The sequence below is a fragment of the Ruegeria sp. C10 genome, from assembly GCF_056537805.1.
Window position 1 is genome coordinate 374574 of record NZ_JBQFSC010000004.1, and the last position, 24338, is coordinate 398911.

Below are 24338 nucleotides of genomic sequence, written 5' to 3' on the forward strand. Positions count from 1 at the left end.
CGATTCCGCGACAATTCGGGTGAAGAAGGTGTTTGACTACGCCGCCCCAACCGCGCGAAACTGCTCAAAAAAGACAGGGAGTTCACAAAGCCGATGTTTTCTAGCGGCCAGACGGGTGGAAAACCCGCATGAGTGCGTTGTTGTCCGTTCGGGATCTCAGCATCGGCTTCGGCACGGGTCCATCCGTTGTCCAAGATGTCAGCTTCGAGGTCGAACCCGGGCAGACACTTGCATTGGTTGGAGAATCCGGTTCGGGCAAAACGATTTCCTGTCGCGCTGCACTGCGTATTCTGCCGCGTACCGCCCAGATCCGTAGCGGAACGATCACGCTGAACGATTCCAAAGGCACCGCTAATCTGATCGAACTGAGTGAAAGACAGATGCGTGGTATTCGCGGCAATCGGGTTTCTATGATTTTTCAGGAACCGATGCGATCTCTGTCACCGCTTCACAAAATCGGAAATCAGGTCAGCGAAGTTCTTTGGTTGCATCGCGGCGCATCCGATGCACAGGCCCGCAAAGAAGTTCTGACCCAGTTTGAGAGGGTTGGTTTCCCCGACCCTGCCCGCGCCTACGACAGCTATCCGTTCGAGCTGTCCGGCGGCATGCGCCAGCGCGCCATGATTGCCATGGCCATGGTGTCCAAGCCTGAATTGCTCATCGCGGACGAGCCGACAACAGCGCTGGATGTTACCACCCAAGCGCAGGTTCTTGGGCTGATCAAAGAACTGCAGCGCGAAACCGGTATGGCGCTGATCCTTGTTACCCATGACTTGGGTGTAGTTGCTAACATGGCCGAGCGGGTGGTGGTCATGCACAAAGGCCGCGTGATGGAAGCTGGCCCGGCAGCACCAATTCTGAATGATCCGGCGCACCCCTATACGCAGCAGCTGTTCGACGCTGCGCCTGAGATACCCGATCAGGATGCCGTCGGCATACCGATGCCCGACGAGGACCTAATTCTGCAGATGACCGGGGTCTCAAAGACCTACACGATGCGATCGAGCAAAGGTTGGAAAGCCGACAAACTGATCCATGCCTGCCGGGGCGTAGATATGAAGCTGGCGCGCGGCAAGACGCTTGCAATCGTTGGCGAAAGCGGGTCTGGCAAGACAACCGCCGCTAGAATCGCTCTGGGCGCTGAACTTCCCGACCCGGGCGGCGAAGTTCTGTTCAGAACAACAAGGGATTCCGAACCGATAACGGTTCACAGTATGACACGGACCGAACGCACCGCGTTTCAGCGCAAGGCGCAAATGGTGTTTCAGGATCCCTATAGCTCTCTTAGCCCCCGTATGCGCATTCAGGATGCCATGACCGAGCCGTTGGAGATACACCGCCTCGGCACCGTGGCAGAGCAGCGCGACAAAGCGGCCGCGATGTTGCAGCGGGTCGGGCTGAATGCCGATATGCTCAAACGCTATCCGCATGCGTTTTCTGGTGGACAACGACAGCGCCTGTCTATCGCCCGCGCGATGATGCTGGACCCGGCGTTGATTGTTTGTGACGAGCCAACCTCGGCGCTGGATGTATCCGTTCAAGAGCAAATTTTGACCCTGCTCGAAGAACTGCAGGACAGTCTGAACCTGTCTTACCTGTTCATCTCGCATGATCTGGCCGTCGTCGCACGCATTGCCGACGAGGTCGCCGTCATGCGCCGGGGTCTTGTGGTGGAACAAGCCCCACCCGAAACCCTGTTCTACAATCCACGTCATCCCTATACCAAGGCACTGATTGCCGCCCAGCCGGAACCAGATATCAATCGCCCGATTGATCTGAAACTGGTTGCGTTGGGTGCCGGTTCTCCCGACAGTTGGGATGACGCCTTTCGATTTTCCGACTCCGTGATACCTTCTTTGGTAGAGTTGGAGCCCGGCCATAAGGTACGTTGCCATGTTTAAGACCACTCACCGATTGATTCTGGCCGCGTCGCTGGCCATCGCAGGAATGCTGCCCGCTGCGGCAGAAATACCGTCTAATCTTCAGGAAAACGCGTTCTGGCAAACCGAGGTTGAAAGCGGTGACCTGCCACCGGTTGCTGAACGTATTCCGCAAGATCCACTGATCGTGGACTTAGCCGCCAAAGGTCGCGAATTCGGCGTACCCGGCGGTACACTGCGCACGATGGTCACCCGGTCCAAAGATATTCGGCAAATGGTGGTCTATGGCTACGCAAGGCTTGTGGGTTTCGATCAGGATTACAACATCGTCCCGGATTTGCTGGCTTCTTTCGAAAACGAAGACAATCGCAAATTTACTTTGAACCTGCGACCCGGCCACAAATGGTCAAACGGATCCGCGTTCACATCCGAAGACTTCCGGTATTGGTGGGAGGATGTGGCCAACAACGAATTGCTCAGCCCTTCAGGCCCACCAGATTTCCTGCTGGTTGAAGGCAAAACACCCACCGTCACCTTCCCCGACGAAACAACGGTTGTATTCGAATGGGATGACCCCAACCCGAATTTCCTGCAATCACTTGCTCAGGCGCGGCCGCCCTTTATCTATCGCCCGTCTGAGTTCCTTAAGCAATATCACGAGAAGTTTGCAGACCCCGAAGAACTGGCATTCAAGGTCGAAGATGCGCGGGTAAAAAGCTGGGCGGCGCTGCATAACAAGTTGGACAATCTATATAAGTACGACAATCATGAACTTCCGACGTTGCAACCATGGCTCAACGCAAGTTCGGGCAAGAAAATCCGGCACAACTTTGTCCGCAACCCTTACTACCATCGGGTGGATTCAAATGGGGTTCAGCTGCCCTATATCGACGTAGTCGAAATGGAAATCGTCGCACCGGGTTTGGTCGCGGCCAAAGCAAATGCGGGTGAAACCGACTTGCAAGGTCGCGGATTGGCATTCCGTGATGCCTCGATCTTGAAAAAGGGCGAGGCTGAAGGTGGATACAAGACGCTTCTGTGGAAAACAGGCGTCGCGTCGCAGATCGCGATTTATCCCAATTTGAATTACACTGACGATGCGTGGCGCGAGGTTCTGCGCGATGTACGTGTACGCAGGGCACTGTCGCTCGCCATTGATCGCAAGACGATCAATCAGGCGCTCTATTTCAAGCTGGCCCAACCCGGCGCGATGTCGGTTCTGCCCGCATCGCCCTTCTACGACGAAGCGAATGCGCAGGCTTGGGCACAGTATGACATCGACAAGGCGAATGCTCTGCTTGATGAGGCTGGGCTGACCGAGCGTGACAAAGATGGTATCCGATTGTTGCCCGACGGGCGTCCGATGGAGCTGATCATCGAAACCGCAGGTGAGCGGCAAGAGGTTGAAAATGCCCTGCAGATCGTCACGGATACCTGGCGTGAGATCGGAGTCGAACTGGTCATGCGACCATTGGATCGAGACATTCTGCGCAACCGGGTCTTCTCGGGCAATACAATGGCGTCGGTCTGGTTCGGCTGGGATGACGGCATTCCGCAAAGCCACACATCGCCGGCCTATCTCGCCCCGACCGATCAGGTCTTTCTGGCGTGGCCTAAATGGGGCCAATACTATCAGACAAATGGAGGGTCGGGCGAACCACCAGACATGCCCGAGGCCGAACTTCTCATGAAGCTTGCCCACGATTGGGAAATCGCCTCCACGGATGAAGAACGCAGAGCTGTTTGGTCTGAGATGCTAAAAATTCACGCCGACCAGCTTTATGCGATCGGCATCCTGAACGGTGCACCGCAGCCTATTGTCGTATCGAACCGCCTGCGCAATGTGCCTGAGCAGGCCATGTGGGCATGGGAACCCGGCGCACACTTCGGCATTCACCGTCCCGACGAGTTCTTCTTCGCCGACTGATTCAGGAGCAGCTAAATGGTCATGCTGCGCTACGCGGTGTATCGCTTTTTCACGATGCTGCTGACATTGCTGGTGGTGTCGGTTCTGATTTTCGTGATCATCAACCTGCCCCCCGGCGACTATCTCAGCAACCAGATCGCCGAACTGCAGGCTTCGGGACAGTCCGCCGGTGTCGCCAAGGCCGAGTTTCTGCGCAAGGAATACTCATTGGACCGGTCGTTGCCCGAGCAGTACCTGATCTGGATGGGCTTCTGGCCCGGACCGCATGGGTTCGAAGGCTTGTTACAGGGCAATTATGGCTGGTCCTTCGAATTTGACCGCCCCGTGCGCGAGATCGTGGGCGATACGCTGTGGTTGACGGTTGTGGTCAATCTGGCTGCCATTCTATTCGTCTATGCCGTTGCTCTGCCATTGGGGGTCATCGCTGCGGCCAGATCACGGACGTGGATTGACTATACCTCGGCCTTTGTAGGCTATCTGGGTCTTGCGACCCCGAACTTCCTGTTGGCGCTGATCCTGTTCTACTATGGCCATCGCTATTTCAACCTGCCCATCGGCGGACTGATGGACCCTTCCTTTGAGGGACAACCGATGAGTTGGGACAAGTTGAAATCCATCCTTGTCCACCTGATCGTTCCGACCTTCGTCATCGGAACCTCGGGTGCTTCGGCCATGATGCAGCGCCTGCGCGCCAATATGCTGGATGAACTAGGGAAACCTTATGTCGAAACAGCAATCGCCAAGGGCATGTCCCCATCGCGGATGCTGACGAAATACCCATTGCGCGTGGCCTTCAACCCGTTTGTCGCCGACATTGGAAACCTGCTGCCCTCGATGGTTTCCGGGTCGGTTTTGGTCTCGGTGGTTCTGGGTCTGCAAACAATCGGCCCGACCCTGCTGACTGCCTTGAAAACGCAGGACCAGTTCCTGTCGGCCTTCATTCTTATGTTCGTGGCTCTGCTGACGCTGATCGGCACCATGATTTCCGATATCCTGCTGGTCATGCTTGATCCGCGCATTCGTTACGAGGGGCGCGAAGCATGACCGATAAACCCGATGGTCGCTATGTCGACGACGCACCATTTGACCCGCAGGCCTCTATTCAGCAGCTTGAGCGCGCAGATCTCGATGCCCCTAATTGGGTGCTGGTCTGGCGCAAGTTCAGGACCCACAAGCTGGGTCTGATTTCTGGCCTCTTCTTACTGCTCTGCTACTTGATGCTGCCTTTTGCGGGCTTTATTGCCCCCTACGGCCCCAATGATCGGAACGGAGAGCACCTGTATGCTCCACCCCAGTCGGTCAACTGGTTTCATGAGGGGAAGTTCATCGGCCCCTACGTTTATCCAATAGTTGCAGAGGCGGACCTTGAAACTTTCCAGTGGAAATTCGTCGCTGACACGGAAGATCCGCGCCCAATCCGGTTCTTCTGCGAAGGGTCAGAATACAAACTCGCAGGCCTGATAAAATCCGATACGCACCTGTTTTGCGCACCCGAAGGGGCCACGCTGTTTCTGTGGGGCTCGGACCGTCTGGGCCGCGATGTATTCAGCCGCATCCTATATGGCGCGCAACTGTCGCTGACAGTGGGCCTGATCGGCATTTCGGTATCCTTCTTCCTCGGCATCCTGTTCGGGTCAATGGCCGGGTATTTCGGAGGGCGCATCGACTGGACCATCAACCGTGTGATCGAAATCTTGCGCTCTCTGCCGGAACTTCCCCTCTGGCTGGCCTTATCCGCCGCGGTGCCATCAAATTGGAGCCCGGTCGCGGTATTCTTCATCATCTCGATCATCCTCGGTATTCTCGATTGGCCAGGCCTTGCCCGATCTGTCCGCGCAAAATTCCTGTCTCTCAGGGAAGAGGAATACGTACGTGCGGCCGAGATGATGGGCGCAAGTTCCGGTCGTGTGATCCGAAAGCACCTGCTACCCAATTTCATGTCGCATCTGATTGCCTCGGCCACGCTATCAATCCCTGCGATGATCTTGGGCGAAACCGCCCTCAGCTTCCTTGGCCTTGGACTGCGGGCCCCGGCGGTCAGTTGGGGCGTGATGCTGAACGATGCGCAGAACCTCGCCTCAATCGAAATCTATCCATGGACCGCGATCCCGATGCTGCCAATCATCGTCGTCGTGCTGGCCTTCAACTTCCTTGGCGACGGGTTGCGCGACAGCCTTGATCCCTATCAGCAATGAGCTTGCTGTCCGCCCTCCCCTCACCTGACACCTACAGGGTCAATGGGGCGGGTGCGCGGCCCAGCGCCTTTGCGGTCTCGGAACTGGCGACGGCCAGTTTTGCGGCAGTCGGGCAGGAGCTGTCGCGCCTTGTGACAGCCTTGAACCTGGCGCCAGCGCCTCCGGAGGTGGCCGTAGATCATCGACTGGCCTCCTTGTGGTATGGCTTTTCCTTCAAACCCGAAGGGTGGGATATGCCCAGCCTTTGGGACGCGATTGCTGGCGACTATCAGGCCTCTGATGGGTGGATCAGGCTGCACACCAACCTGCCCAGTCATCGCGCCGCCGCCCTGAACGTTTTGCAAGTCGCGTCGGACCGTGCGCTGGTATCGCGCGCGGTTCGGGATTGGAGCATCTCTGAACTGGAAGCCGCGATTGTCGCCGAGGGCGGCGTCGCTGCCGCAATGCGCAGCCGCTCTGAGTGGCATGACCATCCGCAAGGACGCATATTGGCCCGCGAGCCGTTGATCGGATGGCAGGGGCCACGCAATATTCAACTACGTGATCGGCCTCAGGCGACTGCCGCGCGACCTCTTGCTGGGCTGCGTGTGCTCGATCTGACCCGCATTCTGGCCGGGCCAGTCTCGACACGAACACTTGCGGGTTTTGGCGCCGAGGTCCTGAGGATCGATCCACCCGGCTGGGATGAACCTGGCGTCATTCCTGACATTTCTCTCGGCAAGCACTGCGCCTATCTGAACCTGAAATCACCCGATGGAAAAGCAAAACTGCAAGAGCTGCTGGCCCAAGCGGACATACTTGTCCACGGGTATCGGCCCGGCGCTTTGGACGCACTCGGTCTGGGTAAAAACACGCGGGATCAGCTCGCCCCCAACAGGGTTGAAGTCACGCTAGACGCCTATGGCTGGCAAGGACCTTGGGCAGCGCGCCGCGGTTTTGACAGCCTTGTACAGATGAGTTCCGGAATCGCACATGCAGGGATGGGTTGGGCGGGGGCCGACAAGCCAACTCCGTTGCCTGTTCAGGCACTGGATCACGCAACTGGCTACTTGATGGCAGCCGCCCTGCTCTCGGCGCTCGCCGAAGCCGCATCCGGTCAGGCCGTCATGGATGCCCGGCTCTCGCTGGCGCGCACCGCCGAATTGCTGGCCACCCTCGCCAAGAGCGAGCCCGGTGACGAAATTACCGAGTCGCTGCCTGTCGATTATGCGGATGCGCTCGAACCTTCCGGGTGGGGGCCCGGCTATCGATTGAAGCCGGCGCTAACCGTTGGATCCGCAAAGATGCACTGGGCTTTGCCTGCGTCCAAACTGGGAACTTCGCAGCCCACTTGGCCGTCACTTACCGCTTAAAGCTGCCGCCGCGCGGGACGCGCGGCCCGGCCCAACGCTTTGGTTGACGTCTCGCCAGAGACGCAAACCAAAGGGGCGGGAGCCCTCCTAGCGATCATCGCCACCGCCGGGGCCGATATCGTCCAGATAGTCTTCGTCAATCGCGGCCTGAACGGCCCCTGTGACAGCCTCGCGTTGTTTGGGAGTCAGGTCCTCGGCCTCTTTGTCATCCGCCAGTCGCACGGTGACTTCCCGATGCGCAAACCGGATGCCTTCACGGGCAAACAGCTCACGAATATCCTGATAGACTTTCTTGCGCACCAGCCACTGATCACCCGGTTTGGTCATGAACTTGACCCGGATAATCATCGCCGAATCCTGCATCTCGATCACACCCTGCGATTTCAGCGGCTGAATGAAGTTATCACCAATCACCGGATCGCTCAGCAGCTCTTGACCCAGCTTCTTGATCAGCTTCCGCACCTTTTCGACATCGGTGTCATAGGTCACCCGCAACGGCAGCTTCATGATTACCCAGTCGCGGGAATAGTTTGTCAGAACCTTGATCTCTCCAAATGGGATCGTGTTGAGCGCACCAAGGTGGTGGCGCAGTTGGAAGGACCGGACCGATATCTTTTCGACCGTCCCTTTCACATCACCAATGTCGATGTATTCACCCTTTCGGAAAGCATCATCCATCAGGAAGAACGCACCCGAGAAGATGTCGCGGACCAGGGTTTGCGACCCGAAACCAACGGCCAGACCCACAACACCTGCACCGGCAAATAGCGGGCTGACATTGATCCCCAGTTCCATCAATACAATCAGCGCGATGGTTACAACGACCACAGCCAGAATGGCCCCGCGGAACAGAGGCAACAAAGTTGCAAGGCGGCTCTGCCCGCCTTCGCCTCCTTCGTCGCCCAGCTCGGCTTCAGCACCGCCGTCATCCGTCTCTTCCGCGATCTTGCTATCGATCCAGACGCGGAAGAAGTGAAACAGAATGTAACCCATAAACAGGATCACCATCACATCCAGCGCCCGCTCGATCGGCAAGTCATCCGACCAATTGGCCTGCGGGTTCCATATCACTACCAGCGCATAGAGACCCACCACAAAGGCCAGAATGCCTGCCACACGACGGGCAAGGTCTTCGTACGTCAGAATGGCGTGTTTGCGCTTTTCGGCCTGCGGCGTATCAGCCACCAGCTCATCCTCGATCTGCTCAGCCGCTTCTGCGTCGGCATTCATCACCTCAATTCTGCGATTGCGATCAAAATACCTTTCAAGCAGATAGTTCATCGCGCCGTAGGCCACGACGACGGACATAAAGATGGCATAGCTGCTGGCCACGATCGGGATCGAATCCTGAACCTCAAGCACCAGATCAACGGCCAGTTTGAACCAGCTGAACACCATATAAAGCACCAGAACCGGCGCCCAGGCGAAAGAGATGAACTTCAGTATCCAAGACACCTGATCCGGAGCACGCCCGCCACGAATAGCGTTCGAGATCGCGCGTGCATTGAACAGGATCATCAGTATGTTGCCCAGCGCCCCGATCAGCGTCAGGCTACCATAGACCATGGCATAGACGTTATAGTTCAGCCCAAAATCCGCGACCCATGTCGAGAACAGAACAACCGAGATGTCATAGGTCGCCAGTGCTGACGCCCAAACATACAGGCGCTTGGCGTCCCGGTCTGAAAAAGGCGGCAAGCGATACTGGCTAAGATAAGGCGACAGAACCATCCGCCACAAGTCCGAGACAGTGCGCGAAAGGAAAAATGCGGTAAAGATTGCCGTAACGGTAAACTGGATTGATATGTCTTCCGCTTCACCAAAGAACAGATAGCCAACGATCAGCGCCATAAGCATGGCAAAGATCGTTCCGCCAATGCCCATCACGAAACGATACACAAGGAAAGGCATCTTTTCACGATAGCCAACCGGGTTTTCCTTGATGCGCGCAACCACCAAACGCTTCGCGATGCGCTTGCCGTAGATTTCGATCGACAACCATCGCCCCAGCAAAAGGAACAACACGTTCAGGACCAACACCTCGACATAGGTCTGAATCCGCCCGTCCGGACTGGTCTGTCTGAGGATGTATTGGACCTCAAAGACCGAATAGGGCAGCGCCTCCATCCGCGAGCGTACGGAATCCCGGAACTTTGAGAACCGCTCTTGCGCCTTCATCAGCTGAGAACCCTCAGCCATGTGATCAATGCTATCTGCCTCTGGCGTCGCGTCGGCGCTATTGCCCGCTGCCGATACAACCTGCCCGGCGCTGTCGATTACGATTACGCTTGCGCCCGCCTCGGAAGCGGATCGAATGGCCGCCGCCAGATCGCTGTCAGCGGCAGAGCTTGAAGAACCGGTTTCCTCGCTTGATCCTATTGGGTATCCCGGAATAAGCGAAGTTTGCGCAACCGCGTCGGTTGCACTGGCCAGCATCGCCGCCCAAATCACCAAAATCAGCCCGGCCAGAACATTCATTTTCATCGTATATCGCATCCAATTCGTAGCTGCGTCCAAGACTATAGAACCTCAGAAGGCTGTTCAAATCATCCGCACACGCGGTGTCAACATCGTGAGAGCCCGTGTTCCTGACGCAATGGATGGGATAAAGTGTTTCCAAGACAACAAAAATTGAATATGACCACCTGAGGCGTCCAGCCTCCGAATTGGCTTGTGCATGAAGAACCATCGGCCTGCATATCGCAAGGTGCGCCTGTTGCCGGCGGTGGCATTATGCTGTTGCCAATTCGCAATGTTTGGCGCATTTGGACGGCGGAATCTGTGCCTTTGGCAAGAAGGTCTGGCAGAATTACGATAATCAGGTGCAGACGCGCGGAGTTGCACCGGAACCGAAACAGGCGAAGGCATGAGCCTAGGGATCAAAAACGAAAATCACGGCCGCGCACCGCGCATCCTGCTATATAGTCACGACACGTTCGGCCTGGGTCACCTGCGCCGATCACGCGCGCTGGCTGCGGCCATAACACAAGCCGATCAACGCGCTTCGGCCCTCATATTGACCGGTTCACCCATTGCCGGACGGTTTACTTTTCCGCGTCGGGTTGACCATGTCCGTCTACCCGGGGTCACCAAACGCGCCGACGGCTCGTATGCTTCGCAGACCATTGGCATGGGCATCGATGATGTGACTGAGTTGCGCGCAAGCCTGATCCAGACATCTGTCGAACAGTTCGACCCCGATGTACTGATCGTCGACAAAGAGCCTACCGGTTTTCGCGGTGAGCTGCTGCCGACGCTTGAGTATCTTGAAAACTCCTGCTCAACCAAATTGGTTCTGGGCCTGCGCGACGTTCTGGATGAGCCCGAAGTACTGGCCGCCGAATGGGAGCGTAAGGACGCGATCTCGGCGACTGAACGATTCTATGATGAGATCTGGGTATATGGGTTGCGATCGGTCTACGATCCTACACAAGGCCTTCCCCTCAGCCCGGCGACGCAACAGCGCATTCATTGGACAGGGTATCTACGTCGCGATCTTGGGCCGGTTGGTGAGCCACCAGAACAACCGTATATCCTGATCACCCCTGGTGGTGGCGGCGATGGCAAGGCGATGGTCAATTTGGTGCTGTCCGCATATGAAAAAGACCCGGATCTGTCACCCCGCGCTGTGCTGGTCTATGGGCCCTTCCTGTCAGGCGAACTACGCGAAGATTTTGAAACCCGTGTCGCCGCCCTAAATGGCCGTGTGACCGCCGTTGGCTTTGAATCGCAGATCGAAACGCTGTTCGCGGGCGCTGCCGGTGTGGTCTGCATGGGCGGGTACAATACCTTCTGCGAGGTTTTGTCCTTCGACAAACGCGCCGTCATTGTTCCGCGCACGACGCCGCGGCTGGAGCAATGGATTCGTGCCTCGCGCGCCGAGGATCTGGGTCTGGTACGCATGCTGGATGAAAACCGTGACGGTCTGACAGCGGATGCAATGATCCGCGCGATCCGCGCCTTGCCCCATCAGCCGCTGCCTTCGCAGGCCATTCGCGCAGGGCTGTTGGACGGGCTAAGTTACGTCACCCATCGCATAAACGCGCTGCTAGGCGCGGAACAAGAGCGCGCCACCGGATGACGCGCGAACCCCCCAAGCTGGCGGTGCTGGTCAAAGGCTGGCCGCGCCTGTCCGAGACGTTCATCGCGCAAGAATTGGTGGCCTTGCAGGAGGCAGGGCACAGCTTCGATATCTGGTCGTTGCGCCACCCGACCGATACCAAGCGCCATCCTCTGCACGATCGCTTCAAGGGGCAGGTGCATTACCTGCCGGAATACCTTTATGAAGAGCCTGAGCGGCTGGCGACTGCGCGAGACATTGCAGCTCGTCTGCCCGGATACGCACAAGCTTACCAGGTCTGGCGGCAAGACCTTCGCCGAGACCCGACTCACAACCGAATTCGCCGGTTTGGTCAGGCCTGCGTATTGGCCGCTGAGCTGCCCGATCAAACGCGGGCGCTGTATGCGCATTTCATGCACACTCCGTCTTCGGTCGCCCGCTATGCGTCTATCATGCGCAGCCTGCCCTGGAGTTTTTCGGCGCATGCCAAAGATATCTGGACCTCACCAGACTGGGAAAAGCGGGAAAAGCTGCAACTGGCCTCTCACGGCGCCATCTTCGGGGCAACCTGTACTGCCATTGGTGCCGCACATCTGCGCGAACTGGCTGATGATCCTGCGCGGGTAGAACTGATCTATCATGGGCTGGACCTGTCGCGGTTTCCTGCACCTCCCCAGCAGTGTTCGCGTGCAGAGGATGCACCCTTTCACATGCTGTCAGTCGGGCGTCTTGTCGAAAAGAAGGGCTTTGACCGGCTTCTCCAAGCTTTCGCGCTACTCCCCAGATCGCTGAATTGGCATTGGACCCATATCGGCGGCGGAAATCTGGGCGATGAGTTGAGCGCACAAGCCGATGCCGCAGGGATTTCCGATCGGATCACGTGGATGGGGGCTTGCGATCAACCGGAAGTCATTGCCGAGATGCGCCGCTCTGATCTGTTTGTCCTGCCCAGCAGAATTGCTGCCGACGGTGACCGCGATGGTTTACCCAATGTTTTGATGGAAGCCGCGTCCCAGCGCCTCCCGATCCTGTCAACGCCGGTGTCAGCCATCCCGGAGTTCATTGAATCCGGTGTTCACGGTCAGCTGTCAGCAGATGACCCGACCTCTCTGGCCTCGGCTATTGCGGATCTCGCCCAGAACCCGGCCAGAACGGCCGAGATGGCTGAGGCCGCGTATAACCGGTTGATCGCCGACTTCCGGATGGACCCGGGCATACGTCGCTTGTCCGAGCGGCTCAGCGCCTTGTGCGCGGACGGGCCCTGATGGCGCGGGTGGCTTTCTATGCGCCGATGAAGTCCCCCGACAGTCCCAAGCCCTCGGGTGATCGCGAAATGGCCCGCAACCTGATGCAGGCCCTCGGCGCTCAGGGAGACATTGTCGACTTGGCCTCGCATTTGCGGATTTACGACAAGGCAGGCGACCTGGCACTTCAGGACGAATTACGCCGCAAGGCAACTGCCGAGGCTGCACGACTGGCTGAGGAACTGCCCTCTGACACGAACCTGTGGGTGACTTATCACAACTACTACAAGGCCCCCGATCTGCTCGGCCCGGCCGTGAGCCGCGCAAGAGACATCCCGTATGTGCAGCTGGAAAGTACTCGCGCCACCAGCCGGCTTGCAGGCCCATGGGCTGATTTTGCGCAAGCGGCGCACGACGCGTGCGATTCTGCGCAGGTGATTTTTTACCACACTGCCAACGATCTGATCACGTTAGAACGGGAAAGGTTCGGTACGCAGGCGCTCGTCGAGCTGCCTCCGTTTCTTCCCATCACGGAATTACCCCCTGTTTCGACCCGTGATGGGCCGATGCTGACCGTGGGCATGATGCGGCCGGGGGACAAGCTGGCCTCGTACGCCATTCTGGCCGACACGCTGGAACATCTGACAGGGGATTGGGCGTTGGACGTGGTAGGCGATGGCCCGGCCCGATTGGAAGTCGAGGCGCTGATGGCGCGGTTCGGACCTCGTGTCCGGTTTCTGGGTCAGCTGGATCGGGACACGTTGCAGGTCCAGTACCGCCAGGCGTCCTTGTTCGTTTGGCCCGGGGTCAACGAAGCCTATGGAATGGTCTATCTTGAGGCCCAGGCCTGCGGCGTTCCCGTCGCAGCACAAGATCGCCCCGGTGTTCGTGATGTGCTGATACCTTCCGATCATCCCGATACCGTATCGGGTGCCAAAGGGTTGGCCGCGCGTATACAGAGGTTTCTGGACCATCCCGACCTGAGCCAGTCTGAGGGCAATCGTGCCCACGCATATGTCGCGCAACGCCATCTGATGCCATCCGCCACCGAGCGGTTCTGGACCACTGTGCGCCCATTATTGGAGAAAAACCGATGACCCGCCTCGCCCTTCTGCGACATGGACACACGGATTGGAATCGCGCGGGTCGCATTCAGGGGCGCAGCGACATTCCGCTGGATGCCGACGCCCGGGCTGAACTTGCGGGGTATTGCCTGCCGTCGCCATGGAACGCGGCATCAATCTGGTCCAGCCCGCTAAGCCGCGCGTCTGAAACAGCGCAGTTGGTATCGGGTAAAGCGCCCAAAACATCTCAGGCCCTGACCGAGATGAATTGGGGCGAATGGGAGGGACAGCGCGGTGCTGAGCTGATCGAGACACCCGATAGCGGTTACCGCCACATCGAAGACTGGGGCTGGGATTATCGACCACCGGGCGGTGAAAGCCCGGCTGAATTATGGGCAAGGCTTAATCCATGGTTGACCGAGTTGCAGGAAGACAATCTTGCAGTCTGCCACATTGGAATCATGAGGGTAATATTGGCCAAGGCCTGGGGCTGGAATTTTGCCGGACCCGCACCGTTTAAGATCAAGCGTAACAGACTGTTTATCGTAAACCTGGACGAAATGCGGCCTGAACCCGAACCCGTTCGATTGATTGCGCGTGAGGTTTGACCATGAAGGTGATGATCGTTGTTACCCATCTGTTGGGCACCGGGCATCTGAGCCGAGCCCTCACATTGGGGCGCGCATTCGCCGAACAGGACCATGAAGTGTTTATGGTCTCGGGCGGAATGCCTGCGCCACAGCTTGACACACGTGGGTTGTCATTTCTGAACTTACCGCCGCTGCGGTCTGATGGCACCGATTTCACCCGCCTGCTTGATCAGAATGGCGCTGTGGCCGACTTGGCCTACTTCGCTGCGCGCACAAACGCCCTGACGCAGGCGGTAAGCAGCTTCGGGCCGCAGGTTCTGATCACCGAGCTTTATCCGTTCGGGCGGCGCTCTTTGGCCGCGGAGTTCAAATCTGCGTTGAAAGCCGCACGAGACCTACCTCGGCCACCCGTCATCCTTGGTTCGATCCGTGACATTCTTGCACCGCCATCGAAGCCCGCAAAGGTAACCCAAACGGATGAGGTTATCGCAGAGTTTTACGACGGCGTTCTGGTCCATTCCGACCCCAAGATCACCAAGCTGGAGGTCAGTTGGCCTGTCTCGGCTCAACTGGCATCGCGCCTTCATTACACCGGTTTCGTCGCCCCAAGTGCTGCGCCAAGCCATCCAGATGGCATAGGCCAAGGCGAGATATTGGTCAGCGCGGGTGGCGGGTCGGTCGGCCAGCCGATCTTTCGAGCGGCCATCGAGGCCGCCCAAAAGATGCCCAACAGGCGCTGGCGATTGTTGGTGGGCGGGCAGGATGCAAAAGCGCGGATTTCCGAGCTTTCGCAAATGACCCAGAGTACCTCGGTTCTTCTTGAATCCGTCCGCCCTGATTTTCGCGAAATGCTGCCGCTTGCCGCCGCGTCGGTCAGCATGTGCGGTTACAACACCGCCATGGACCTGCTGCAAAGCGGTACCCCGGCGGTTCTGATCCCCTTCGATGATGGCAAAGAGGTTGAGCAATCTTTGCGCGCGCGATCTCTTTCGCAGTTGAACGGGATCGAGGTGCTTAACAGTTCTGACCTGACCGCCGGCTCGCTGGCCAATGCGCTGGAGCATGTCATTTCGAGTGTTGAACGCCCCCCGATGACCGAAGGGTTTGATGGCGCGCGCCGGTCAGTGGATATTGCAGTGAGCTTGTACGAGGCCAGCCGATGAGGCCTGATTGGCGCCCCTTGCAGTCAGAGTTGCAGCAGTGGCAGGACGCAGGATTGACCCTGCCCTTGTGGTGGCGTGATGACGATGCAGTTGCGGTGACACCGCAGCTTGAAAAGCTATCCGCCATGTCGGGCACGCTTGGCCTACCCGTCCATCTGGCTGTGATCCCGCGTGATGCGCAAGCGGCACTTGCAGAGTATGTGTCAGATCAATCTGTTTTGATCCCGGTTGTGCATGGCTGGGCGCATCAGAACCACGCGCCTGCAGACGAGAAGAAAGCCGAATTTCGCCTGCACCGGCCCCTTGAAGCGGTAGTTGCAGATGCCGAGGCTGGATTGTCCCGGTTGCGAGAATTGTTTGGTGCGCACCTGCGACCGATGTTTGTTCCGCCATGGAACCGGATCGACTCCAAAGTCGCCATGCAGCTTCACGGGCTGGGCTATCGGGTTCTGTCAACGGCGACCCCCCGAAAGATACTGCTCGCAGCGCCCGGCCTCGCGCAGATAAACACACATCTCGATCCAATCGACTGGCGCGGGACGCGCGGTTTGATCGACCCTGACAGACTGATCGCACAGACAGTTGAGCTGCTGCATGACCGACGCACCGGTCGCGCAGACGATGCCGAAGCATTTGGGGTGTTGACGCATCATCTAGTCCATGATCAGGACATCTGGACGTTTACACAGGATCTGTTGCTCAGGCTGCTTGATGGACCGGGCACACCCTGGACCGCACCACGCAACTGAACTCGCAAGGAGAGCCCGAATGAGCCGACTGGATTCCATGCTGCGCCGCCTGACGGCGCAACGCGATGGGCTAAACTGGGCCGTCGCACAGATCGGCACCATGGAAGGGGACGTTCTGGACCTGGGGCTGGGTAACGGACGTACCTATGATCATCTGCGTGAGATCCTGCCCTCTCGGCGTATATGGGTGATGGATCGCGTCTTGCAGTGTCATCCCGACAGTACGCCACCGGCACAGGATTTCCTGCAGGGTGAGGCCGAGCCGATGTTGCGTAAACTGGCGGACGCAGGCCAAACAATCGCGCTGGCGCACTACGATTTCGGCCGCGGGATCAAGTCCGAAGATGTTGCGGAAGCGGCGCGCCTCAGCCCTCTGATCAAACAGGTCATGCGACCCGGTGGGTTGTTGATTTCAGGGCAACCGTTGACGGGTTTTGCTCAGATTGAAGGCCCCGAGACCATCGCGCCCGATCGATATCTTTTCTATCGCGCCTGAGCAGGCTTTGAACTGGCGGGTTTGTATATTGAATCTATCGATCAGATTCACCGCAGTCAGGCCTATGCATTGACGCGAGTCGAGGGTATACGCCACCGCAACAGCACACCCACATGAGGCCAGTCATGAGCTTTGACCGTTCCATCAAGATCGCTCCCTCGATCCTGTCAGCCGATTTCGCAAATTTCGGACAGGAGATTCAGGCCATCGAAGCGCAAGGGGCGGATTGGGTTCATGTGGACGTGATGGACGGCCACTTTGTCCCAAACCTCACTTTTGGTCCCCCAGCGGTCAAAGCGTTTCGCCCACATGTTAAGACCGTCATGGATGTGCATTTGATGATCACTCCGGTCGATCCTTATATTCAAGCCTATGCCGATGCGGGCGCTGATGTGCTGACCGCGCACGTCGAAGCGGGGCCGCATTCGCACCGCACGCTGCAGGCGATATGCGCTGCGGGAATGAAAGCAGGGATCGCGTTGAATCCCGGGACGCCCGCCGAGGCCGTCGAACATCTGTTGGACCTGACTGATCTGGTGTGCGTCATGACCGTCAACCCCGGCTTCGGGGGGCAAAAATTCATCGACATGACCGCAAAAGTGCAACGTTTGCGCGAGATGATCGGCGACCGACCGGTGCATATCGAAATCGACGGCGGTGTTGATCCCAAAACAGCGCCTCTGGTGGCCGCTGCAGGCGCTGACGTGTTGGTCGCCGGATCAGCAGTTTTTAAAGGCGGGTCAGTTTCAAAACCGTCGGTCTATGGCGACAATATTCGCGCTGTGCGGACTGCTGCCGAAGGTGCACTGGGTTAACAACAAACCCTCCCGCCAGTCGTCGACGTTTCTTACGAAACGCCTCCTCCTGTTGGGCCCGGCATCGCGCTTTGCGCGGTGCCGGGCCCAAGGCGGCTAGCAATATTGGCGCAGCCAATGTTGCGCAGGCGCGGGAGCCTTTGCCCCGAGACTTCAGGCACCTTTGTTGAGATCATCAAAGCAGCGGTTCTCGGCCACCAGTTGTTCAAGCAGGGGTGCAGGTTGCCAGAAATAGGCATCTTCTTCAGCCCACTTGCGGATATCGTTCAATACGCCCGGCAAACCTTGCAAATCTGCCCATTTCAGCGGCCCACCCCAGTAGCGCGGAAAACCGTAGCCATAGAGCAGCGTAACGTCCACATCCAGCGGTCTACGCGCGATGCCGTCGCCTACCACCTTCGCCGCCTCATTCACCATCGCGACCATATAGCGACGGATGATCTCCTCATCCGTAAACGCGCGTGGAGTTATGTTCTGAGCCGCACGCTCGGCTTCGATCAATGATGTCAGCTCGGGGTTCGGCTCTCCACCCCGCTTGCCATTTTCATATATGTAATAGCCCTTGCCGGTTTTCTGGCCGAAATGTCCGGCCTCGCACAGCTTGTCGGCATAGAAACTGTCGCGAACGCGTGGATCCTGGCCTGCGGCCCGTTTCCGCTTGCGCGCCGCCCAGCCAATGTCCAATCCGGCCAAGTCTGACACTGCATAGGGGCCCATCGCAAATCCAAACCCGGTCAGCGCGGCATCGATCTGGAATGGGCTCGCCCCATCCAGCACCATGTGATCAGCACAGTTCCGATATGTGCCCAAAATCCGATTACCTATGAACCCGTCGCACACACCTGCCCGAACGGCCACCTTGCCCAACCTCTTGCCCAACGCGAAACCCGTTGCCACAACTTCGGGCGCGGTGTGATCCGCCACCACGATCTCAAGCAGTTTCATCACATGTGCTGGGGAGAAGAAATGCAGACCGATGACATCCCGTGACCTTTCGGTCGATCCGGCAATTTCGTTGATATCAAGGTATGAGGTATTGGTCGCCAATACCGCACCGCTTTTGCAGACCGCATCCAGTTGCGCAAAAACCTTTTTCTTCACTGCCATGTCCTCGAACACGGCTTCGATCACCAGATCGACGCCACTCAGTGCGTCATAGTCCGTGGCCAGGGTCAGCCGGTTCTGCAGAATATCATCATGTTTGTCCTGGCTCAGCTTTCTGCGCCTCACGGCGCCAGCCAGATTTGCCGCGATACGATCTTTAGCGGACCGCCCTGCCTCGTGTGACATCTCAAGCAGCACGACAGGAAGCCCCGCCAGCAGAACTGAGGTGGCAATCCCAGCGCCCATCGTGCCGCCGCCGATGACGCCGACCTGTTGCAGGTCCCGCGGCTCGACCCCATTCAACTCGGGCAATTTTGCAACCGCACGTTCCGCAAAGAATGCGTGGATCAACCCTTTGCGCTGATCCGAGGCCATCAGGTCCATGAACAATTCCCGTTCGCGGGCCAAACCGGATGCAAAATCCTCGGCCTCGCAACTGGCTTGTATTGCCCGCACTGCAATCGCAGGCGACAGTTGGCCCCGGCCCTTCTTCAGCACCGCGTTGTAGGCCGCATCAAAATCGATTGGGGCGGGCCGGGCCATATCGCAAACAGGACGCCGAGGTGCATCAGTTGCAAGCAGCTCTCTGACATAGGCCAGGCCGATCTCGCGCGGATCACCATCCTGAACTTTGTCCAGCACACCCATCTCAAGCGCTTCTGGAGCTCGGACGTGCCGCCCCGTCGTGATCATGTCCAATGCAGCCTCGACTCCGGCAACACGCGGCAAGCGCTGGGTGCCGCCAGCGCCAGGAATGATACCAAGATTAACCTCGGGCAACCCCACCTTCGCAGACGGCACGGCAACGCGATAATGACAGGATAAAGCAACCTCAAGCCCACCACCAAGCGCCGTTCCATGCAACGCAGAAACCACCAGCAAGGGCGACGCCTCAATCCGATCACAAAGTGCGGGTAGCCACGGGTCCTGTGGCGGCTTGCCAAACTCGCGAATATCTGCGCCTGCAAAATAAGTCCGACCCTCACCATAGATCAAAACCGCGCGCGCGCCCTCTGTTTCGGCACGTTCGATCGCAGACAACAAACCCCGGCGCACATCCACGCCCAGCGCGTTAACGGGTGGGTTCTCAGCCGACAAAACGGCGATATCGCCCACTTTCTCATACCCGATGACTTGGGTCATATGATCCTGCCTCCTCAGACGAAATGCGATGCCGGTAGTAAATCGGGGAATCCCCGGACACGGCGCGATCAAAGACTGGCCCGGTCTGCGTTCGTATTCAACTACATTTTCGACCGATCGTTCGGTTTATTTGATTTTCTCGGATTTAGTACCATAATCACGCGGTTCATGCCCGGAACCAACCTTTTACGTTGCGGTAGAACTCGCTTCGCGGCCTCAGACCGACGAAGCGCAAAGAACTGCAGCGTTTGGTCTGAACTCGCACGTAACCCGAGGGCGCGATCCAAATTGAAACCCAGCTAACAGGGCCGCAGTATTTGTTTGGGAAGTTCTGGTAGCGGAGGAGGGACTTGAACCCCCGACACGCGGATTATGATTCCGCTGCTCTAACCAACTGAGCTACTCCGCCACGAGTGAGAGGCGATTTAAGCGAGGGGCCGGGGAGGGTCAAGAGGGAAAAGTGTGCCTGCCGAGATTCTTTATTGCGTTATTCAATGCGCGTCCTGCTCTGCCAGCCGGGTGCGGGAATTCTCGGCGATCTGGCGGATGAAATGCGCGCAGATTTCGGGTTCTGTGATGAGTATCATGTGACCCCGGTGTTCCATGACCTCAAAGGTTAGGCCGAATTTCGTCATTGTAGCACCGTGTAGCTCGGCGGACAGGATCGGGTCCTCTGTGCCGAACAGGATGCCTCCGGGCACGCGCAGATCGTTATAGCGTGAAGTCAGGGCACCCATGCTGGTCTCTACCCCAACAACATCCTGTGAGGCGGTGATAAAGGCCGAGGGGCGAAGACCAAGGGCACCCCCAGCACGGTTCAGGAAGTCTGAGGGCGCGGGCTCGGGTGCGAAGACGTCTTTCAGGACGAGGGGTGCGGTTTTTCGGGCCATCGGGACGGCGATTGTATTGCCAATAAGGTTGCGCAGCCACTCGGTACGGATTTCAAGTGGTTTGAAAACGGCGGGCGGTTCCGGCATTTGTTGCGTCAAGGGGGCCAGAAGCGCCAACGCCGCCGTGTTGTCGGGATAATCCAGTGCCATCGCAAGAGACACGGCGCCACCTAGAGAATGACCGACCAGTGTGGCTTGATCGACGTTCTTTATTTCCAGAAACTCGTGGATCATGCGGGCTTGTTCGGGCAATTCCGCCAACTGGGCAGCATCGCGCGTGGAATAGCCACAGCCCGGACGGTCAACCGCGAGAACGTGATAATCCTGAGCAAGATCATCCACCAATGCATACGTAAAATGCTGCAATTGGCCTGAAAGGCCATGGATCATGACAATTGTCGGGTTGGAAGGGTCGCCTTTTTCGACATAGTGAATGCTGCCACCGTGAACGGGCACGATCCGCCCCAGTTGCGGCACCACTTCGGTGCCCTGCCGCGTTAGGCGACGAGTCCAGATGTGCATCCCCAGCAAAAGGGACATCAGAAACAAGACAATCGTTAGCAAAATCGACATCACGGATCTCCGGTAGGTTTGCGCAGGCGATGGTATTGCCCGGGGCCCGATTGCACCATGCGTTTTCTGAACGGCTGAATTGGCAGGCAGATAACCGCAACCTAATTATTGAAGTGTAAATTGGTATGACTTGGTCAGAAAAGCTCCCAGCACCCGGTATGTGCGCCGCACTGATAATATGGTTGAACAGACCGCTCAGCGGTCAACTACTACCGCTCAGTACGTCAGCCGAGGGGCGTGGCAGCAGATCAAGCAGCCCGAACACGCTATCGCGACAAGCCGGACCAGCCCAATCCACAGGATAAAAAGCCGGAGGCAAGTCCGGCTGGCGTAGCACGACGCGCCGCCACCGATGCACCAACAGGGTGCGCAGTGTTGCGCTCTGCAAGGGTGTAGGCGCCCAGCCTTCGGGACGGGACTTCGCGGCGCGTTCGACCGCGCCCAGAAGAGCCTTGCAAGAGGCGCGCAATTCGGGTGGACACAACCGATCCTGCACCCACTTGGGGGCTGCGTGCGGAGAGATGTCCAAGGCCAGCAAACCGTCCGACTGATCTGGAACGGGACCCGCACCCATCGCTACGTTGCGCCCAATGGGGATGTAGTCATCGCTGAGCATCACGTCCTCAAGCACCTGAGTGCCCGACCCGTCTTCGGCGATCAGAAGATGCCAATTTTCAATGGGCGAAGGAACGCGCGCATATATGCGCGGCGTGACGGCGGCGGATTGCGTCCGGCCGAATTCCGAGAGGACATGGCGCGAGACGCGTCCAATCCGGTCACTTTCAATCCAGCCGTCCTTGCGCAGCCGGTGCAGAGCGACGCGGATCGCTTCGGGTTTGATGCCCATCGGCTCAATTATCCGGGTCAGAACACCGCCCGAGATTTGCGCGCCGGGCTCTTGTGCCATGTCACCAAACAGCGAGACGATAATCGACCAGACCCGCTGGTCTTGCGGGTCCGCCAGTTCGGCCACAGCCGTTTCGAACCACGAGCTCTTTTCGGTCATGGACCCAGTTTAACCCATTAGGCCCAATAAGAAAAACAGGTAGTATAGCGGCTCAGCGGGCGTTCATGGTTAAAAGTTCGTATTCTGCGACCGGTTCGTCATCCTGATTGGTCAGGGACACGTGCCAGCGAACCTCACCATAGTCGTCATTGCGTGGGGTTTTCTGCTTTACCGTCAGGCGCACCTTGATGCTGTCGCCAGCAACAACGGGCTTCATGAACCGCAGCCCGTCCAGCCCGGTATTGGCCAGCACCGGCCCCTCGTTCGGCTCGACAAACAGACCAGCCGCAAAGCTGAGCAACAAATAACCATGCGCCACACGACCGGGGAAGAACGGATTTCGCGCCGCCGCGTCCTCGTCCATATGCGCATAAAAGGTATCGCCGGTGAAATTGGCGAAGTGTTCGATGTCCTCCAGCGTGATGGTTCGCGAGGCTGTGTGCAGCGTCTCGCCGACCTGCAACTCACCGAATTTACGGGTGAACGGATGTGCCGGACCTTGGATTTCGGGCGCTCCGGGCACCCATTTGGTGCTGATACCACTGAGCATGCGCGGGGAGCCCTGAATGGCCGTGCGCTGCATATAGTGTTTCACACCGCGCACGCCGCCCATTTCCTCACCACCGCCCGCACGGCCCGGCCCACCATGCACCATATGGGGCAGCGGAGATCCGTGGCCGGTCGATTCAGCCATCGAGTCGCGGTCGTTGATGTAAATCCGCCCGTTATAGGCTGCGGCCCCCATCACTACGTTGTGCGCGACCTTTGTGTCGTGAGTGATCAGCGACGTGACCAGAGACCCCTGCCCGCGATTGGCAAGTGCCACCGCATGATCCAGATCGCGGTAGCCCATGAGGGTCGAAACTGGGCCGAAGGCCTCGGTATCGTGCACGCGCTGCGCTTTGTCGGGGTCAGCACAGTAAAACAGCATCGGGGGAACGAATGCGCCGGTTTCAGGGCCGTGCAGGTCGAACGCGTCGGGGTTGCCATAAACCCGTTCAGCCTCTTGCCCGATCAGAGCGGCCTTTTCCAGAACGTCGGCTTTCTGCCCGTTCGACACCAGCGCGCCCATGTGGGTGGTGTCGGAACGGGGGTCGCCGATGGTGATCTTTGCCAATCGGTCAGACAGCGCGGCAATTATGGCGTCGACCTGCAGCTGGGGCGCGATGATGCGTCGGATCGCAGTGCATTTCTGGCCCGCCTTTGTGGTCATCTCGCGCGAGACTTCCTTGACGAACAGGTCAAATTCGGGCGTGCCGGGCGTGGCATCGGGCCCGAGGATGGAAGCGTTCAAGCTGTCCTGCTCGGCCACAAACCGGACCGAGTTCTGCAAGATCGCAGGCGTCCGCCGCAGCTTCAACGCGGTGTTCGCCGAGCCTGTGAAGCTGACCACATCCTGACAATCCAAGTGATCGAGCATGTCGCCCAACCCGCCCGAGACCAGCTGTAGCGCACCGGCAGGCAGGATGCCGCTATCCAGCATGATCCGCACTGCCAGTTCGGTGACGTAGCAACTGTTGGTAGCCGGCTTGACGATTGCAGGCACGCCAGCCAGCAGCGTCGGGGCCAGCTTTTCCAGCATACCCCAGACCGGGAAGTTGAAGGCGTTGATATGAACCGCGACCCCTTGCAGGGGCGTGCAGATATGCTGCCCTAAAAAGGTGCCATTGCGTGACAACTGCTCAATTTCGCCGTCCAGATAAACCTGCGCATCCGGCATCTCGCGCCGGCCTTTTGAGGCAAAGACAAACATCGTGCCGATGCCACCATCGATATCGATCAGGTGGTCCTTCTGCGTAGCTCCGGTTTCGAAACTCAGGCCGTAAAGGGCTTGTTTATGCGCCGAAAGCTCTTGCGCCAGCGCCTTGAGCATCCGAGCACGGTCGTGGAACGTTAACTTGCGCAGCGCGGGGCCACCGGTATTGCGCGCATAGTCAAGCATCGCCTGCACGTCGAGCGCGGCATTGCCAGCGCTTGCAAACGGTGCGCCAGTGATGGCGGACGCGATGGTGCGTGCGCCTTCTCCAGGCGCGACCCAAGTACCAGCGGCGAAGCTGGAAATCTGATGCAGGGACATGGTGTTCTCC

General features: G+C 58.2%; 18 protein-coding genes and 1 tRNA gene. 13 read left to right on the plus strand and 6 right to left on the minus strand.

Annotated elements, in window-relative coordinates; genetic code table 11:
- The first annotated feature begins 128 nt into the window (after nucleotides 1-128).
- Genes ACR0DE_RS18175 through ACR0DE_RS18195 form a run of 5 tightly spaced genes read left to right on the plus strand, consistent with a single transcriptional unit; the run spans nucleotide 129 to nucleotide 7354 of the window.
- On the plus strand, nucleotides 129-1901 hold the full coding sequence (locus tag ACR0DE_RS18175; RefSeq protein WP_170397648.1) for an ABC transporter ATP-binding protein: 1773 nt from the start codon (nucleotides 129-131) through the stop codon (nucleotides 1899-1901).
- A complete protein-coding gene (locus tag ACR0DE_RS18180) occupies nucleotides 1894-3807 on the plus strand; it encodes an ABC transporter substrate-binding protein (RefSeq protein ID WP_480754626.1) in 1914 nt (637 codons plus the stop codon). The genes ACR0DE_RS18175 and ACR0DE_RS18180 overlap by 8 nt, the downstream gene beginning before the upstream one ends.
- Nucleotides 3808-3822: 15 nt before the next feature.
- The gene (locus ACR0DE_RS18185) at nucleotides 3823-4851 is read left to right on the plus strand and encodes an ABC transporter permease (RefSeq protein ID WP_170397654.1); all 1029 of its coding nucleotides are present in this window, start codon (nucleotides 3823-3825) and stop codon (nucleotides 4849-4851) included.
- Complete coding sequence (locus ACR0DE_RS18190; RefSeq protein ID WP_170397657.1) at nucleotides 4848-6002, plus strand: ABC transporter permease; 1155 nt, start codon at nucleotides 4848-4850, stop codon at nucleotides 6000-6002. The genes ACR0DE_RS18185 and ACR0DE_RS18190 overlap by 4 nt, the downstream gene beginning before the upstream one ends.
- Nucleotides 5999-7354: a CoA transferase gene (locus ACR0DE_RS18195; RefSeq protein WP_170736588.1), complete on the plus strand. Its 1356-nt coding sequence runs from the start codon at nucleotides 5999-6001 to the stop codon at nucleotides 7352-7354. Before ACR0DE_RS18190 ends, ACR0DE_RS18195 begins: the two co-directional genes overlap by 4 nt.
- Nucleotides 7355-7441: 87 nt before the next feature.
- On the opposite strand, the gene ACR0DE_RS18200 is transcribed toward ACR0DE_RS18195, so the two are convergent.
- The gene (locus ACR0DE_RS18200; RefSeq protein WP_170397663.1) at nucleotides 7442-9838 is read right to left on the minus strand and encodes a mechanosensitive ion channel family protein; all 2397 of its coding nucleotides are present in this window, start codon (nucleotides 9836-9838) and stop codon (nucleotides 7442-7444) included.
- A 382-nt stretch (nucleotides 9839-10220) separates the two neighbouring features.
- On the opposite strand from ACR0DE_RS18200, the gene ACR0DE_RS18205 reads away from it, so the two are divergent.
- From ACR0DE_RS18205 to rpe, 8 genes are all read left to right on the plus strand, one after another.
- Nucleotides 10221-11435 (plus strand): hypothetical protein, encoded by a 1215-nt coding sequence (locus ACR0DE_RS18205; protein WP_170424455.1) that lies wholly within the window; start codon nucleotides 10221-10223, stop codon nucleotides 11433-11435.
- Complete coding sequence (locus ACR0DE_RS18210; protein WP_480754628.1) at nucleotides 11432-12679, plus strand: glycosyltransferase; 1248 nt, start codon at nucleotides 11432-11434, stop codon at nucleotides 12677-12679. The genes ACR0DE_RS18205 and ACR0DE_RS18210 overlap by 4 nt, the downstream gene beginning before the upstream one ends.
- Complete coding sequence (locus ACR0DE_RS18215) at nucleotides 12679-13755, plus strand: glycosyltransferase family 4 protein (RefSeq protein WP_480754629.1); 1077 nt, start codon at nucleotides 12679-12681, stop codon at nucleotides 13753-13755. The genes ACR0DE_RS18210 and ACR0DE_RS18215 overlap by 1 nt, the downstream gene beginning before the upstream one ends.
- The gene (locus ACR0DE_RS18220; protein ID WP_480754631.1) at nucleotides 13752-14330 is read left to right on the plus strand and encodes a histidine phosphatase family protein; all 579 of its coding nucleotides are present in this window, start codon (nucleotides 13752-13754) and stop codon (nucleotides 14328-14330) included. The genes ACR0DE_RS18215 and ACR0DE_RS18220 overlap by 4 nt, the downstream gene beginning before the upstream one ends.
- A 2-nt stretch (nucleotides 14331-14332) precedes the next feature.
- On the plus strand, nucleotides 14333-15475 hold the full coding sequence (locus ACR0DE_RS18225) for a glycosyltransferase family protein (protein WP_480754633.1): 1143 nt from the start codon (nucleotides 14333-14335) through the stop codon (nucleotides 15473-15475).
- Nucleotides 15472-16224 carry a polysaccharide deacetylase family protein gene (locus tag ACR0DE_RS18230; RefSeq protein ID WP_480754635.1) on the plus strand — a complete coding sequence of 251 codons (753 nt, stop codon included), beginning with the start codon at nucleotides 15472-15474 and terminating at the stop codon, nucleotides 16222-16224. Before ACR0DE_RS18225 ends, ACR0DE_RS18230 begins: the two co-directional genes overlap by 4 nt.
- Nucleotides 16225-16243: 19 nt before the next feature.
- Entirely contained in the window at nucleotides 16244-16720 is a 477-nt protein-coding gene (locus tag ACR0DE_RS18235) for a class I SAM-dependent methyltransferase (protein WP_480705691.1), read from the plus strand.
- 125 nt (nucleotides 16721-16845) lie between these two features.
- Entirely contained in the window at nucleotides 16846-17535 is a 690-nt protein-coding gene (gene rpe, locus ACR0DE_RS18240) for a ribulose-phosphate 3-epimerase (RefSeq protein ID WP_480754638.1), read from the plus strand.
- Nucleotides 17536-17688: 153 nt separating this feature from the next.
- Here rpe and ACR0DE_RS18245 read toward each other — a convergent pair whose 3' ends face one another.
- The 5 genes from ACR0DE_RS18245 to paaZ form a co-directional block, all read right to left on the minus strand.
- Entirely contained in the window at nucleotides 17689-19782 is a 2094-nt protein-coding gene (locus tag ACR0DE_RS18245) for a 3-hydroxyacyl-CoA dehydrogenase NAD-binding domain-containing protein (protein WP_480754640.1), read from the minus strand.
- 332 nt (nucleotides 19783-20114) lie between these two features.
- Nucleotides 20115-20191: transfer RNA gene (locus tag ACR0DE_RS18250), tRNA-Met, on the minus strand.
- Nucleotides 20192-20273: 82 nt separating this feature from the next.
- Nucleotides 20274-21245, minus strand: coding sequence for an alpha/beta fold hydrolase (locus tag ACR0DE_RS18255; RefSeq protein WP_480754642.1), 972 nt, complete (start codon nucleotides 21243-21245; stop codon nucleotides 20274-20276).
- 202 nt (nucleotides 21246-21447) lie between these two features.
- Complete coding sequence (locus ACR0DE_RS18260; RefSeq protein WP_170511530.1) at nucleotides 21448-22251, minus strand: PaaX family transcriptional regulator C-terminal domain-containing protein; 804 nt, start codon at nucleotides 22249-22251, stop codon at nucleotides 21448-21450.
- A gap of 52 nt (nucleotides 22252-22303) precedes the next feature.
- The gene (gene paaZ / locus ACR0DE_RS18265; protein WP_480754645.1) at nucleotides 22304-24328 is read right to left on the minus strand and encodes a phenylacetic acid degradation bifunctional protein PaaZ; all 2025 of its coding nucleotides are present in this window, start codon (nucleotides 24326-24328) and stop codon (nucleotides 22304-22306) included.
- Nucleotides 24329-24338 lie beyond the last annotated feature (10 nt).